Annotated in this window: 11 protein-coding genes; all 11 read right to left on the reverse strand. The window is 68.8% G+C overall.

The genetic code is table 11. The features are described from left to right. Positions 1 to 8 precede the first annotated feature (8 nt). The 11 genes from DIZ26_RS06560 to DIZ26_RS06610 all read right to left on the reverse strand — a co-directional run bounded on the left by DIZ26_RS06560 (position 9) and on the right by DIZ26_RS06610 (position 15,335). Complete coding sequence (locus DIZ26_RS06560) at positions 9 to 4,235, reverse strand: right-handed parallel beta-helix repeat-containing protein (protein WP_198675946.1); 4,227 nt, start codon at positions 4,233 to 4,235, stop codon at positions 9 to 11. Between the two features lie 25 nt (positions 4,236 to 4,260). Beyond that, entirely contained in the window at positions 4,261 to 5,721 is a 1,461-nt protein-coding gene (locus tag DIZ26_RS06565; protein ID WP_112238790.1) for an RtcB family protein, read from the reverse strand. A gap of 33 nt (positions 5,722 to 5,754) precedes the next feature. Further along, positions 5,755 to 7,239, reverse strand: a complete 1,485-nt coding sequence (locus tag DIZ26_RS06570; protein ID WP_232828169.1) for a polysaccharide biosynthesis protein — start codon at positions 7,237 to 7,239, stop codon at positions 5,755 to 5,757. Continuing rightward, positions 7,236 to 8,453 (reverse strand): DegT/DnrJ/EryC1/StrS family aminotransferase, encoded by a 1,218-nt coding sequence (locus tag DIZ26_RS06575; RefSeq protein WP_112238792.1) that lies wholly within the window; start codon positions 8,451 to 8,453, stop codon positions 7,236 to 7,238. Before DIZ26_RS06575 ends, DIZ26_RS06570 begins: the two co-directional genes overlap by 4 nt. Positions 8,454 to 8,544: 91 nt before the next feature. Beyond that, entirely contained in the window at positions 8,545 to 9,261 is a 717-nt protein-coding gene (locus tag DIZ26_RS06580; protein WP_112238793.1) for a response regulator transcription factor, read from the reverse strand. Further along, complete coding sequence (locus DIZ26_RS06585) at positions 9,258 to 9,917, reverse strand: response regulator transcription factor (RefSeq protein ID WP_112238794.1); 660 nt, start codon at positions 9,915 to 9,917, stop codon at positions 9,258 to 9,260. The genes DIZ26_RS06580 and DIZ26_RS06585 overlap by 4 nt, the downstream gene beginning before the upstream one ends. Further along, positions 9,914 to 10,555, reverse strand: a complete 642-nt coding sequence (locus DIZ26_RS06590) for a sensor histidine kinase (RefSeq protein ID WP_112238795.1) — start codon at positions 10,553 to 10,555, stop codon at positions 9,914 to 9,916. The genes DIZ26_RS06585 and DIZ26_RS06590 overlap by 4 nt, the downstream gene beginning before the upstream one ends. Positions 10,556 to 10,826: 271 nt before the next feature. Next, entirely contained in the window at positions 10,827 to 12,158 is a 1,332-nt protein-coding gene (locus tag DIZ26_RS06595) for a right-handed parallel beta-helix repeat-containing protein (RefSeq protein ID WP_157979608.1), read from the reverse strand. Positions 12,159 to 12,426: 268 nt separating this feature from the next. Continuing rightward, complete coding sequence (locus tag DIZ26_RS06600; protein ID WP_198675947.1) at positions 12,427 to 13,488, reverse strand: sensor histidine kinase; 1,062 nt, start codon at positions 13,486 to 13,488, stop codon at positions 12,427 to 12,429. Continuing rightward, complete coding sequence (locus DIZ26_RS06605) at positions 13,460 to 14,125, reverse strand: response regulator transcription factor (protein ID WP_198675948.1); 666 nt, start codon at positions 14,123 to 14,125, stop codon at positions 13,460 to 13,462. Before DIZ26_RS06605 ends, DIZ26_RS06600 begins: the two co-directional genes overlap by 29 nt. A 187-nt stretch (positions 14,126 to 14,312) precedes the next feature. Continuing rightward, complete coding sequence (locus DIZ26_RS06610; protein WP_112238799.1) at positions 14,313 to 15,335, reverse strand: YihY/virulence factor BrkB family protein; 1,023 nt, start codon at positions 15,333 to 15,335, stop codon at positions 14,313 to 14,315. Positions 15,336 to 15,350: the final 15 nt, after the last annotated feature.

Raw genomic sequence — 15,350 nt, forward strand, 5'->3', positions numbered from 1 at the left:
GGTGTGCCTCACAGCAGCACCAGCACTGTCTTGGTGGCGGAGCTGGACAACCCGACCGTGTCGGTCACCGTCACCTTGACGACGAACAACCCGATCGAGGTGTAGCTGCAGGTGGCGGTCGGCGTGGTCTGGACCGGCAGGACCGATCCGTTGCCGCAGCTGAACTGGTAGGTCGCGATGGGCGACTTGTCGACGCTGGTCGAGCCGGACGCGTCGGCGGTGACGGACTGCTTCAACTTGACCGAGGACTTGTTCAGCCTGAGGTCCGCGGTCGGTGCGACGTCGGCCAGGATCTTGACCGCCGTCGTCGCCGTACTCGTCGCGCCGGCCGTGTCGCGCACCGTCACCCGTGCGGTGAAGCTGCCCGCGTTCGGGTAGCTGCACGTGTACGACGAGGTCGTCAGGGCGGCCGAGGTCTGGCCGTTGCCGCAGTCGAACGTGTAGCTGACCAATGGCCTGCCGTCGGCGTCGGAAGAGGCGCCGGCGTTCAGGACGACCGCCTGCGGCCGGTAGGCCTGGCTTGGCGTCGCGGTGATTCGCGCTGTCGGCAGGCCGTTGGGCTTGACCACGATCGGCGCGCTGGTCCAGGTGTCGCTGAGACCGGACGAGTCCGTCACCGTGAGCGTCGGAGTGAAGGTGCCGGCCGCGACGTACTGGCAGATGCCGCTCGCGGTGGTCAGCACCGTCCCGTTGCCACAGACGATCCGGTACGTCGTGATCGGCGCGCCGAGAGCCGCACTGGCCGACCCGTTGACGGTCACGTCCACAGGAGCGAACCCGGTCGCGGGTGTGACGGTCGCACTGGCCGCCGGACCGACGTACTCGAAGGCACCGCGGTCGGCGAAGAGGATCGGTCCGACGCCGGTGTTCGCGATCGCCGGGTGGTCGACGGGCGCCGTACCGTCGCGGTTGGTCGCGGTCCAGCCGGTCACAGCGGTGTCGGCCGCGTCGATGGCGGGGGACCGGCTGGTGAGGTGCAGGTCGCGGCCGGTGAGGTCGGCGAAGCGCGGGTCGGCGGCGGTGCCGGCCGGCTCCTGGCCACTCGCGGTCCGGTAGGCAGCGATCGTCGTGTAGCCCGTCGACGCCCACTCGAACAGATTCCCGGTGGCCGATGTCTGGAAGACCAGGTCGCGATCGAGGGTGGTACCAGGGCTGGACGCCTCGTCCACCCGGATGTCGCCGATCGTCCGGGTGCTGCCGACGGCGTTGTCCATCGCCACGTTGTTCCGGCTGACGGAGTTGGTGGAGCCGCCTTCGAAGTTGATCCCGGCGGTCGCGTTGCGGACCACCGTGTTCGACAGCACCGTGGTGGCCGGCGCGAACGAGGTGTCGATGCCGTGGTCGCCGTTGTCGTAGACCACGTTGCGGCGGATCGTGGTCCCGGTCGAGCCGCTGTAGGCCTCGACACCGGAGTCGTCGTTGCCGTAGGCAAGGTTTGCCTCGACGAGGGTCTGCTGGGACGAGGAGCTGACGTCGATACCGGTGGCGAGCCGGGCGGACAGCCGCTTGTTGCTGTAGCTGCTGACGCCGGCCACGGTGACCCGGGTGCTGCCCTGGACGCTGACGCCGTGGTGCTGGTTGTGGTGGGTGACCGAGTTGCGGAGTTCGCTGTCGGTGGAGTTGAAGAACCGGACGCCGATCGAGAGGTTGAAGGCCGACTGGATGCCGGTCAGGCTCGCGTTGCTGGAGGCGTCGACGGTGATACCGGGCGCACCGGCCTGGGCGATGTCGAGGTTGCCGAGGGTGACGCGTTGGGTCCGGTCCAGGTCGACGGCGTTGAAGTTCTGCTGACGCAGGGCGAACCCGGAGACGGCGATGTCGCTGACCTGGCGGAGCAGGATGCCGAAGCTGCGCGCGCCCGCGGCGACGGTGTGTCCCGTCGCCGGGTTGGTGCCACCCGTGTCGACGTACAGGCTGGTGGTGGCGGCGTCGTAGTACCAGCTGTTCGGTGTGGTGCTGGTGGCACTGGTTGCCTTGGGCAACGCCTGGCCGTCGAGGAAGACCTGGCTGGGTGCGGCGGTGAAGGTGTGCTTCCAGGCGGTGGTCCCGGTCGCGGTCCAGCCCGCCGCGTCCGAGACGTCGTCGGTTCCGACGATGACTGCGCTCGGTGAGGTCGCTTTCAGAGTGATCGGGTTGGCCTGATCTCCGCTGGTCGTGATCGTCACCTGCTCGCGGTACTGGCCTGGCCCGACCAGAGCGGTGTCACCGGCGAGAAGCTTCCTCGTGGCCGCCCCGATGCTGCAGAAGGGTGCGGCGACGGTGCCGGGGCCGGTGTCGGTGCAGGCCGGGTTGGTCTGTTCGACCGAGTAGGTCTGGATCGGACGAGAGCTGACGACTTCCTGCGCGCTCGCCGAGTTGGTGAGGCCGGCGGCATCCGTGACGGTCACGGTGACCGCGTAGCTGCCGGCACCGGCGTACGTGTGGGTGGCGGTCGGCGCAGGCTGCGGCCCGACGACGGTGCCGTCGCCGAAGTCGAAGGTGTACGACGCGATGCCGTTGGAGTCGTTGTCGCTCGAGCCGCTCGCGTCCGCCGTCACCGGGACCGAAGGCGGAGTGCTCATCGCGGTGGGATTCAGCACCAGCGCGGCGTGCGGCGGGTAGTTGGTCACACCCGCCACCGGCTGGAACTCCAGCGCGCCGCGATCGGCGTACGCCGGACTGCCCGCGCCGGTGTCGGCGATGATCGGGTCGTCGGCGAGTTGGTTGCCTGCGGCATCGGTTGGCTGGAAGCCGGCCGGCACCGAGGTGGCCGAGTCGACGGCCGTCGATCCCGCGCTCAGCCGGAAGTCACCCGAGGCGGGGGCGACCAGGCCCGGATCGGTCGACGAGCCGTGCGTCTCCTGGCCACTGGCGGCGGCGTAGCCGGACAGCTTCGGATAGATCGTGCCACCGACCTTCGTGGTCGGGGCTGCCGTGTGGTTGAAGGCGCTGTCGTAGTCGGCGGTGAAACCGGACACCGACCCGGCATCGACGTACAGGTCGTACTCCGTCGCGCTGACGCCGTTGTCGATCAAGAGGTTGTTGGCCAGGGTCGCGCCGGTGGCATTGCCCTCGACGGAGATACCGTCGCGGCGGTTGGCGTAGGAGGTGTTGTTGAGGTAGCGAACTCCGGTGGAGGCAAGGGTGTCGAACCCATGGTCGCCGTTGGCGTAGGAGATGTTGCGGACCACCAAGGCACGGTGCGAGCCGTTGTAGACCTGGATCCCGGTGTCCTGGTTCTGGTACGTGACGTTGTTGCTGACCGTGTTGTCCGGCGAGCTGGTGTTCACGTCGATACCGGCCGAGGTGGCGGCCGGGTTGACGGACGTGTTGGCGTAGGCGGTGTTGCCGACGATCAGGTTGTTCGGCGAGGTGGACAGGCCGATCCCGTGCAGGCCGTTGTGATGGCTGGTCGACCCGGTCACGGTGACGCCGCTGGAGCCGGCGATCCGGATGCCGGTCGACAGCGAACCGTCGACCGCTGCGGCCCGGACAGTGATCCCGCCACCGGGCGAGGTGTCGATCAGGATGCCGTTGCTCGCGGACTGCGAGGCGGTGACGTGATCGATCGTCGTCGCCGTCGCGGACAGCAACCGGACGCCGGCCAGGTTCGGCCGGATCACCTCGAGGTTGCTGATGGCAACGTTCGAGCGGCTGCTCGCGGTGACCCCGAAGGACTGGGCGCCCGCCTCGATCGCGTGGCCGTCGCCCGGATTGGTGCCGCCGGCATCGACGTACAGGAGCTTGGCAGCCGCGTCGTAGAACCAGCTGTTCGCGGTGGTGGTGGTCGCGGAGCCCGCAGCTGCGAGACGCTGACCGTCCAGGAACACCTGCCGTGGCGGCGAAGGCGGCGCGTACGGCGTACTCCACGCCGTCGTGCTCGTCGCGGTCCAGAGGGCCGCGCCGCTCAGGGCGCGCGTTCCGAGGATGACGACGCCCGGGCCGTCGCCGGTCACGGTGATCGGGTCCGCGGCGGTGCCGGAGGCGTTGACGGTTACCTGCTCGCGATAGGTACCGGGCGCGACGTGCACCGTGTCGCCCGGCACGATCGCCTTCTTGGTTCCCTGCGAGATCGTGCAGAAGGGCTGAGCCTGGGTGCCCGCTGTTGCCAGGGTGTCGCTGCAGTTGGCCGCTGTGTTGTTCACCCAGTAGCCCGTGCCTGCCGCGGCTGCCGTACTGCTGGTGACCACTGCCAGCCCGGACGTGGCGAGGATCGTGGCGGTTCCGGCCGCCAGGTACTTGAGCCGTTGGTTCATGATCCCCTCCTGGGTCTGACGGTGCTTAGTGGAGAACAGCGACCGGCCGCATCCGGGCGACCGGCTTGACCAGCCGGTTCCGGACGAGGACGTCGAGCGCGGCATCGACGCCGCGGTCGTCGAAGTGGTAGGCGTCGGTCGGAGCGACGTCGTCGTAGCGGTAGCGGCGCGTCTTGCGCCCGAGCGGGTCGTTGTCGGAGACGCCCCGCGTGACGAGGTCCTTGACGACCGTGCCGGCGCCGTGGCACGCGGAGTACAGGCTGGTCGCGGCGTTGTCACCGGCGACCGCGAGGTAGCTGGAGGTGCGATGCGTACCGGGCAGGAGAACGGCCTGACCGGTGTCGGCGAACGTGGTGCCCGGCGTCATCATGCTGGCCGGGAAGGCGCGGCAGGAGTTGTGGCGGTGCACGACCGCCGTCGCGCCGCCGACGGGCTCCTCGTAGATGCTGTTGTGCGGTGAATCGACCACGAGCCGCCCGATCGCGCCGCCGAACGACTCCGCGGCGATCTTGCGCAGCGCGGCGTACGTCGCGGTACGGAAGGCGAACCCGTAGTTCATCGCGGCCGCGGTGGCGAGCATCAGGCGCTGGCCCTCGTCGCCGGCGAGCTCGAGCGGAGCGCATCCGTCGGTGAAGTAGAGGCTCAGCCGGGCCTTCAGCTGGGCGAAGGATCTGGCCGAGCGCAGGTGGAACCACGGTTTCAGGGCCGCGTTGACCGCCTTGAGCTGGCGCGGGTAGTCCTTGCGCCGGAAGAACAGCCGGCCGATCTCACCGGTGAAGACGCCACCGCCGCCGTGGTACTGGATCGTCAACTGGCCCTCGGTCACGCCGAGCTTCGCCGCGCGCTCCGGGTCCAGAATCTCCTCCACTCGCTGGAGTTCGACGAAGTGGTTCGACGGGCCGACGGTGCCGAAGCGGTACCGGGCCAGCTGGAAGGCGACGCCGGGCAGCTCGGACTCCAGCCGCTCGATGCCGCCGTAGCGTTGCAGTTCGAGCCGGCCGCCTTCCTCGATCCGCTCGAGGTCCTCGGCGGGTGCGCCCCAGCGCTCGACACTGAACTCCGACCCGTCCCTGACCGCCCTGACCACTTCCGAGCGGGACAGCTCACGGGTGCCCTGGGTGGGATAGGGGTAGCGGCTCCGGACGGCTCGCATGAAGGCGTCGACGGCCCGGTCGTCCGGAACCTCGGAGTCGACGGCGATCAGGGCCATCCCGCAGTTCACCGACGAGCTGGTCAGGTCGGGCCGGATCGTGCCGATGGTGGCGACCGCGACACTGGACGGCAGCTCCATCTTGGACTTGTGGTGGAAGTCGGGCAGCACGACCGGCGGCGCGGCCAGGTCCGCGCCCTCGACCCGGTGACGCAGCGCTGCGACGGTGGAGTGATCGGCCGGCAGGAGGCTGGGGTCATCGAAGACCGTCGGGGGGCTGGTGACGGTCGCATCGAGGACGCGGACGTTCAGTGGTGGCCTGGCTTCAGTGGTCATCTCTACTCGCTGTCGTCGGGTGGGAGCTCGGGCTCAGAAGTCATCGGGGTACGGCGCGCCGGCGGTGACCGCGGACACCAGGCCCGGGGCCGGTGTGTACTCCGGAACGAGGGTGCGGAGATGGCGGAACACCTCGTCGGGACGGTTGTGCGAGGCGGCGTCGTACAGCTCGCGCAGGCCGGCCCGGAAGCCCTGGATCGCGTGCGGCGGCCGGGTCATCGAGATCCGCGGGTGATCGGTCGGCAGCGCTTCCTCCTCGCGGCCGAACAGCTCCTCGGTGAGCTTCTCGCCGGGCCGCAGGCCGGTGTAGCGGAACTGCACGTCGCGGATGTTCAGCAGGTTCGCGAAGTTGCGGACCAGGTCGACGATCCGGACCGGTTCGCCCATGTCGAGCACGTACGTCGAGGAGCAGTCGGCCATCCTGGCCGCTTCGAGGACCAGCCCGACAGCCTCCTCGATGGTCATGAAGAACCTGTTCACGTCTGGGTGGGTGACCGTGACCGGGCTGCCGCTGGCGAGCTGGTCGCGGACCACGTGCAGGAGCGAGCCGCGGCTGCCGAGCACGTTGCCGAAACGGACGGCCGTCAGCCCGGTGTCGGAGCCGTGATGGCTCTCCAGCACGAGTTCGGCGAGCCGTTTGGTTGCCCCTAGCACCGAAGCCGGGTTGGCAGCCTTGTCGGTGGAGATCAGCACGAACCGCTCGACGTCGTAGGCGATCGCCGCCTCGACCAGGTTCTCGGTGCCGCGGACGTTCGACTTCACGCCCTCACACGGATGCCGCTCCAGTACGGGCAGGTGTTTCAGTGCCGCCGCGTGGAAGACGATCTGCGGGCGATGGTCGCGGAACAGCTGATGGATCCGCTCGACATCGCGGATGTCGGCCACCACGGTGCTTTCGGTGTCCAGCAGCGCCTCGCCCCACAGGTCGAGCTGGGTGCGGTGCAGGTTCGACTCGTCGTGGTCGAGCATGACCAGCTCGGCCGGTCCGAAGCCGTAGACCTGACGGCACAGTTCGCTGCCGATCGAGCCACCCGCGCCGGTCACCAGGACCCGCTTGCCGGCGATGGCCTCGGCCGCGCCGCGGCTGACCACATGCATCTCCGGCCTGCCGATCAACGGCCCGACCTGGAGTGCGCGCATGTCGGTGCCCGCGATCTGGCGCTGCAATGCGGACAGGAACGGCGGCAGGTGCAGCACGGTGACGCCCTGCGCCGCGGCCCGCAGACCGAGCTGCTTCACCTCGTGGGTCGGCATCGACGGGATGGCCACCACGACGACGTCGACGCGGTTGCGGTCCAGGACCTCTTCGAGGTCTGCCAGCGTGCCCAGCACCCGGCGTCCGCCGAAGCGCCGGCCCTGCTTGGCCGCGTCGTCGTCCAGGAACCCCACCGGCTCGAGGCCGAACGAGCTGACCCGGTGCAGGTCGCGGGCCAGGGCGAGGCCGGCCTCGCCGGCACCGACCACGATCGTCCGCAACAGGTTCGTCTGGTCCCGCCGTTGCAGCACAGGCTGACTCATGACGCTCCCTTTCTGGTGAACCGTTGGTGGGTCGCGTCTGCCAGCGCCGCGCAGACGGCATCGATCTGGGCGTCGGTCAGCCGGGGGTGGATCGGTAGCGACAGCAGCTGGCCGAACAGCGTGTCGGCCCCTGCCATCCCGGTCGGGGGAACTGACGCGATCCGGGCGAAATAGGTGAGCTGGTGGACCGGGATGAAATGCACCGAGGTTCCGACCTGTCGCTGTGCCAGCTCGGCGATCACCTCGTCCCTGTTGAGGTCAGGAGCCAGCCGGACGGGGTACAGATGCCACGCATGCGTGCCGGTTCCGGGAGCAGGGCGGTGGGGGAGTGCGACCCCTGGCTGCGCGGTGAGCAGGGCGTCGTACCGGGCCGCGATCTGGGCGCGGCGATGCTGCCAGGCCGGAAGGTGGGTCAGCTGTGCGCGTCCCATCGCTGCTTGGAGATCGGTCATGTTGGCCTTCAGGCCGGCCTCACCGACGTCGTAGCGCCAGCTGCCACCGGGCAGGTAGCGCCGCCAGGCGTCGGCGGTCATCCCGTGTAAACGGGCCTGATGCAACCATCGGGACCGGTCCGGGTCGTTGGTGGTGACCATGCCACCTTCGCCCAGCGGTAGGTTCTTCGTTGCGTAGAAGCTGAAACAGGTCGCCCCGCACTGCGACCCGATGGGTGTCGTCCCGGCCGACGTGCCGAGCGCGTGGGCCGCGTCGACGACGATCCGGTCCAAGGTCAGCCCGGCCGCCTCGGCCAGCGCCGGCACGTCCGCGAGGTCGCCGGCCCAGTGCACGACAGTCATCGCCGCCGGCGGCCCGTAGGCCCGTACCGCGTCCCGCACCGTGGCCGGTGTGGGCATTCCGGTGCTGACATCGACATCGACGAGAACCGGTTGCAGGCCGGCGTGCACGATGGCCTGGACCGCTCCGCAGAACGTCATCGTGGAGGTCAGGACGAGCGAGCCGCTGGGCAGTCCGAACGAACGCAGCGACAGCTCGATCCCTTGTGTACAAGAAGAAACGGCGACCGCGTGGTCGGCGCCGACGTACTCGGCGAACTCGGTCTCGAACGCGGCCACCTCGCGGCCGGTGGTCAGCCAGCCGGACCGCAGTACGCGCAGTGCGGCCTGCTGTGCGGCGGTGGTGATGTAGCAGTCGGCGAATGGAACCTCGACCTCTTCGGCCGGTACGGCGCGCGGCACAGCATTGATTCGGGTCGTCATCCCGTAGCCCCCCTCAGAGCCCCTGCTTTGACCTCGACGCTACGGGCTGTGAACAGCTCCCGCGCCCGACGAGGAGGTGAGAACACCTACGTCAATAAGACGATTCGGCCCTGTGAACGGCCGGGAGATCGCCGGATTCGTCGATACCTTTCACGCCGTGTGACCGGGCGAAGGCGACCAGTGCCAGCGCCGAGTGCTGCTCCGAGCTGCGCAGCAGACTCTGGACGTGCGTGCGCACTGTGTTCATAGACACGAACAGGTGCTGGGCGACCTCGGCCCTGGTCATCCCGGACACCAGGCAGCGCAGTACTTCGAGCTCGCGGGGTGTCAGGCCGGCGACGAAGCCGGCTGCCTCCTCGCGCTCCCGCGCGTCCTTCAGCAGATGGGTCAGTACCGGCCGCAACGTGGCCGGCGCAAGGTACATCTGGCCGTCGAGCACCTGCCACACCGCCGTCACCAGCGCGTCCAGCCGAGTGGTCTTCGACAGCCATCCCTTGGCGCCACGCTCGAGTGCCTTGACGATCAGCCGCGGGTCGCTACTGCCCGACAGCACGATCGCAGCCGGGGCATTCGTACTGCGGGCCAGTTCGCCGAGCAGTTCGAAGCCGGACTCGTCGGCCAGCACCAGGTCGAGCAGCACGACATCGGGTGGATCGGTGGCGAGCAGCACCCGCGCGGCCGCCAGCGAGGCCGCGTGCGTGACGCGGTCGATTCCGTCCTGTGCGAGCAGTGCTTCGCGCAGGACCTCCGCGAACACCCGGTGGTCGTCGACGAGCAGGATGACCGCCCCCGCGGCGCCGGCCGTCATCGCGACCGCCTTTCGGCAGTCGGCGAGCCGGCCCGCAGTACGGATGCCTCGTCGAGCAGACCGGCTGCCTCGGCGACGCGGGCGATCTTGCCTCTGCCGTGGACACCGAGCTTGCGCAGGATCTGCTGCACGTGGGTGCGAATCGTGTGCCGGCTCACGCCGAGCTCGTCCGCCATCAGCTGGGTGGACCGTCCTTGTACGACCAGCCGCAGTACTTCGAGTTCGCGGCTGGTCAGGGCGTCGACCACCCCGTGGTCCGGTCGCCGCTCGGGCGGTTGCCAGCCCTCGGACACCTGCTCGCCGGCCGCGACCCGTTCGATCGCCGACGTCAGCACCGCGAAGGGGCAGGCCTTGTTGACGACACCTCGGAAGAGCCCTCGTTGGTAGGCCTCCCAGACACCGTCCTGGCACGCGTCGGTCAGCAGCACGACGGCCGGCCGGGGATCGAGGGTGGCCAGTCGCTCGGCGACCTGGACCGCGGACGGTCGGGCGGTCACGATGTCGAGGACACAGACTTCGATCCGGGCCTCGGCGGCGGAACTCAGCAGTACCGCCGGTTCATGGGTGGTCAGTACGGTCAGGTGGCCTTGCTGGTCGAGCGCGGTGGCGAGGACCGACGCGAACAACTCCTGCTCGTCGCAAACGGCGAGCCTCATGCCGGCCGGACCGGATGCCGTAGCGCCGGGACGCAGAGCCGGACCGTGGTACCGACCCCTGGTCCGCTGGAGATCTCCACCCGGCCGCGGCAGGCGCGCACGGCCGCGGCGACGACCTGCAGGCCGTGTCCGGTGCCGGACTGGATGCCGCCGAAACCGGCGCCGTCGTCGACCACCTCGACCTTCGCCTCATCGGCGTCCAGGCCGACGCTGACGACGACCGTCCCGCTCGGGCCCGCGGCGCGGCAGGCGTTGTCCAGCATGTTGCCGACCGCCCGCCGCAGCAGCGCCTGCTCGCCGTCGACGAGGACGTGCTTGGAGCGGGTGACGGTGATCCGGCCCCGATGGGTCAGCCGGACGACGTCCGCGCACTCGGTGGCGAGCCGCGAAAGGTTGACCGCGCCGGTGCCCTGGCCGCGGTCGAACTCGGCGGCCAGCAACTCGGCGATCGCGGTGAACTGCTGGTGGATCAAGGTCATCCGGGTCTGCCCGGCTTCTTGCCCGGCTCTCGGCTCGGACAACAGCAGACCCGCGGCGACGTACTGCCGCAGGTCGTGACACAGCCTCATCGTCTGGTCCGGACCGCCGGTCGGAGAACTTTGGCCGACCAACGGTTCCGGCGCACTGACAGCACTCATCTGTGACCCCCCTCAGAGTCATCACCGAGCGAACCGCTGCCCCCGCGGTTCCGTGCTGCCTCAAGCTCATGATCTCGGCTACTGACGGTCACGCCGCCGTGCCGTTTCGACGAGCCCCCCAAGGACGCACGTCTCGGTCCCAGGGCTCCAGTACAGGCGTTCGCCCGCCTGAACGGGGCCGTTCTACGGTTCCGTCATCGGGTGGTCATCTTTTCGTCATCTACCGTTCACCCGCTCCGTACGGTAAGAATCTCACGGACGGTGACTGCGATCAGCCCCGGAATTCGTACGCCCCGAGGTCGTCGTAGCGGCGGAGGCCCTCGGCGAAGGTGTTCGCCGTCGCGGGATCGTCGTACCGCGCAGCGCCTGCGAAGTCGGTCGCCTGCGCACCGGAGGTGCCCGAGTCGGCGCGGTCGATCGCGGCCGAACCGGCGCGCAACCGCAGGTTCCAGGTGCCGGCGGACAGGAACCGGGGATCGGCCTGCACGCCGTGAGCTTCCTGATGAGTGGCTGCCTGCATCGCCGCGAGCGACGTGTACGTCGAGGTGAAGGCGTAGAGCTTCCCGGTCGTGGTCAGCCAGACCAGGTTGTGGTCGACGACGGTGCTGGCCGGCGCCGAGTCCCAGATGCCGATGTTGCCCGCCCGCCGGGCGCAGGAGATGCCCCGGTAGGCCGGGTAGACGGCATTGTCGACGGCGATGTTGTTCACCACGTGGTAGCTCCCCGACGTACCCTCCACGTTGATGCCGGTGGTGCAGTTGCGGTAGACGGTGTTCGAGATGATCCGGCCGCCGGTGACGTTGAGGTTGTCGATGCCGTGGTCGCCGTTGTTGTAGCTGACGTTCAGCGCCGCCAGGTTGTTGTTGCCGCCGGAATAGAACTGGATCCCGGAGTCCTCGTTGTCATGGGTGACGTTACGGAGTACGGCGTTGCCCGGGCTGATCACGTCGATGCCGTTGGCGTTGCGCTGGAAGCCGTCGGCGTTGAAACTCGCGGTGTTGCCGGACACGGTGATCCCCGTCGCGCCGGCAGTGAGCAAGATGCCGGTGCCGTTGTTGTTGTGCACGTAGTTGCCGCTGACGACCGAGGAGGTGGCGCCGCGGATGCTGATCCCTGGTGCCGTCCTGCTCTGGGCCGGGCGACCCGCGCCCGTGACGGTGTTGCCGGTGACGGTGAGATGACTGCCCTTCGACACATAGATGCCGTCGGCAACGGTTCCGGCGAAGGTCAGCCCGGAGACGGTGACATAGCTGAGAGCGGTCAGGTTCGCGCCGTAGTACCTCGAGCCGACGATGGTCGGGCTGCGTCCCGGCCAGCGGGCGATCGTGATCGGTGCGGACGCCGTCCCGGAGACGATGGGCTTGATGGTCTCGGCATAGCTGCCGTTGCCGATGTAGAGGGTGCGACCCGCGGCGAGGTTGCTCACACCCCTGCCGATCGTGCAGTACGGCGTGGTGCTGGTGCCTGGCCCGGAGTCCGAGCACGAAGTCGTCCGGTCGACGTACAGGGTGGTGGTTGTGGCTGCCGCCTGGGTGGGGATCACCAGCAGGACAGCCGGCACCAGCGCCATCGCGCACGGTCCCAGCGTCCTGGTCGGTCTCATGTATCCAAGGTAGGAAGCGGCGAGAATAGTTGCATCATGCAAACGACGTAAACGGTCGGTGTCCACTGGTGGAGAGCGACCTGCGTACGCCGGCCAAGGGTGCCGGTGGCGGGCCGCGGCTTGGGGGAAGCCGGTGAGCCGGCGGCGGCACGACGTTGAGGCGAACGGGGGATGTGCCGTCCCAGCGTGTCGACGTACGCAGTCCTCATCAGGCTGCGCGCCGAGAGGCCGTCGAGGCAAGAAAGATGACAGGCTTGTCATCGAGCGGTCAACGCGGCAGCGTGAGCTCGAACACCGCGCCGCCCAGCGGATGGTTGGCGGCCGTGAGTGAACCACCGTGCGCGATGGCGGTCGCCCTGGCCATCGGCAGGCCCAGACCACTGCCCATCGGCCCGTTGGGTGGCATCCGGTGCCAGAACCGGTCGAAGACCTTGTCCAGGTCGTCGGCCGCGATTCCCGGACCGGAGTCCGCGACCGTGACGACACAGGTCCTCTCCAGCGACTGGCAGCCGAGCGTGATGGTGTCGCCGTCGGACGTGAAGCGCACCGCGTTCTCGATCAGCGCGTCGATGGCCAGGGTGATCCACTCCGGATCCAGCGCGACGGTGCTGGTCGGCTCGTTGCGGAGCTGCCATCGCCGGTCGGCGCTCGCCGACCAGTTGGTGCCGAGACTTTCGACGAGTTCGGACAGGTCGGTCGGTTGGCGTCTCAGTCCCCCGCCCGAGTCCAGCCGGGCCAGCGCGAGCAAGCGGTTCGACAACGCCGACATCCGGTCCAGCTGGTTCAGCGCCACGGCGACATTCTGCTTGGCGCCGTCCGTGAGCGCGCTGCCGGCAGCGAGCTCCAGATGACCCCGGGCAACCGTCACCGGCGTCCTGATCGCATGCGAGGTGTCCCGGAAGAACTCTCGTTCGCGCTCCACCCCGGCCAGTTGCCGCGCGGCCATCTCCTCGACCTGGCGCAGTGCGGTCGCCCGGCGCTGCGCATGCCAGACCATGACGCCGACCACCATCGGCAGCAACGGGACCTCGGCCAGTTCGGCCCGCGCGAGCAGGCCCTCCTCGGCGTGGGTCCACATCAGCCACCCGCTCGGCAAGGTCATCGCGACGAGCAGCACCGCGGTCGGCAGGACCGGCCAGACGCGGAAGCCGTAAGCCACGGCGACGGCCAGGAACATGATGTGGAACGGCGCCGCCTCGTGGCCCGGCAGCGCCACCATCAGGCCCATCATCGCCAGCACGAAGACGACGAGGCAGGCGTCGACGGCCGGACCGGCCCAGGGGCGTCGTACGGTCCGCAACTCAGGCGCTCTGGAGTTGGTAACCGACATTGCGCACGGTCAGGATGAGGTCGGGCCGCACCTTGGCCCGCAACCTGCCGATACAGACGTCGACCACGTTGGTCGCCGGATCGAAGTCGTAGCCCCAGACCTCGGAGAGCAGTTCCTGCCGCGAGCAGACCGCACCCGGGTTGCGCATCAGGTGCAGGAGCAGCAGGAACTCCCGCTGCGACAACACCGTCGGTTTGCCGTCCACCACCAGCCGCCGCGCCTGCAGGTCCAGCACGATGTCGCCGACCTGGAGGATCTCTCGCCGCTTTGACGAGGAGGTCTCCTGCAGCCGGTTGCGCACCCGGGCGATCAGTTCCCGGACCGCGAACGGCTTGGCCAGGAAGTCGACCGCGCCCAGTTCGAGACAGGAGATCCGCAGCTGGACGTCCGGGCTGGCTGACAGGATCAGCACCCGCAGGCGCGGGTCCTGTGCCATCAGGGCGGACAGCACGGCCTCGCCGTGGACGCCCGGCATCACCAGGTCGAGCACGATCAGATCAGGGCGCTCGGTCAGCGCCAGCCGGATGCCGTCGTGCCCGTTCGTGGCCGTGAGGACCTGGTAGGCCTCGGTCTCCAACGCTCCCCGGACGAATCGGACCAGGTCCGGTTCATCGTCGATCACCAAAATCTTGGTCATCTCGCCCCCCTCAGGATGATGACCTACTGGTACAGCTCCGCCGCCCATTGTGATCAGGACTAGGCCGCCTGCGATAGGGCCAGAAGGCCGTGAACGGATGGAGATTCACTAACGTCTGCCGACCCGGTGACGAATACTGACACAGAGCGATCTGCCGACCACCCGGTGTCGGTTTCGACGGCGTACCTCAGCTGGGACCCGCAGCCGGCCCGTCGTCGGGTGGGGCCTCTTCGGCGGGTGGTTCGAAGGTGACCGCGATGGTTTCGGTGGACTTGTGGCGCTGCGCCTGGGCGTACATCGCGTAGGCGCGGTGGTCGGCCGGGGTCAGGTCGGTGGCCGAGTCGGTGAACAGGGCCAGCAGCGAGCGCGGGTACAGGTGGTGCGCGATCACCGAGTTGAGTTCCGCGCCGATGACGGCGATGACCGAGGCGGCGTAGATCAGCCCGATCAGTCCCAGCGTCAGTGCGAACACGGCGTTCACCTCGCTGGTCTTGGCCAGTACGTCGTTGACGTAGACGCCGCCCAATCGCTCGAGCAGATGCCAGCCGAGAGCGGTGAACAGCGCACCCGGGACGATCTTGCGAAAAGCCGGCCGTGGCCTGCGCCCCGGCCGTAGGCACAGCGTCAGCATGGCGGTGAGCACCAGGACCGAACCGATCGAAACGAGCCAGCCCATGCTGTTGGCCACCCCGCTGGACAGCGAGACCTGGCTGCCGACCAGGACGGTCAGGGTGGCGAAGCTGAGCACGGTGAGACCGGCGAGCGAGAGCAGAGCCCCCGAGCGCAGGCGCCCCCGGAACGGATCGGGACGGCCGTTGCGCGGAACGCCCCAGGTGACGTTGACCGCGTTCTGCACCGCCTGGCCGAGCCCGATCACGCCGTACACGGCGGCGAGTGTGCCGACGATGACAGCCGGAGTGCTGCCCTGCAGACCCTGCGGAGTCGCCAACTGGGTGCCGACGATCGGGAACTCCTTGAGCGCCGACTGCAGGACAGCCCTCTGCAGGTCCTTGTTGCCCTGCAGGACGAAGCCGAGAACCGACGACGAGATCAGCAGCATCGGGAAGATCGCGGCGAAGGCGTAGTACGTGACGATCACCGCGAGGTAGCTGCCCTGGTCGTCGAAGAACTTGTACACCACGGCGAGCGGGAACCCGAGCCGCCGATGCCGCCGCTGGGCCGCGTCCAACCGGCGTCCTAAGGTGCTCACGCCCCAACCGTACGG

The sequence above is a fragment of the Kribbella monticola genome, from assembly GCF_003261635.1.
GTDB classification, from domain to species: Bacteria; Actinomycetota; Actinomycetes; order Propionibacteriales; family Kribbellaceae; genus Kribbella; species Kribbella monticola.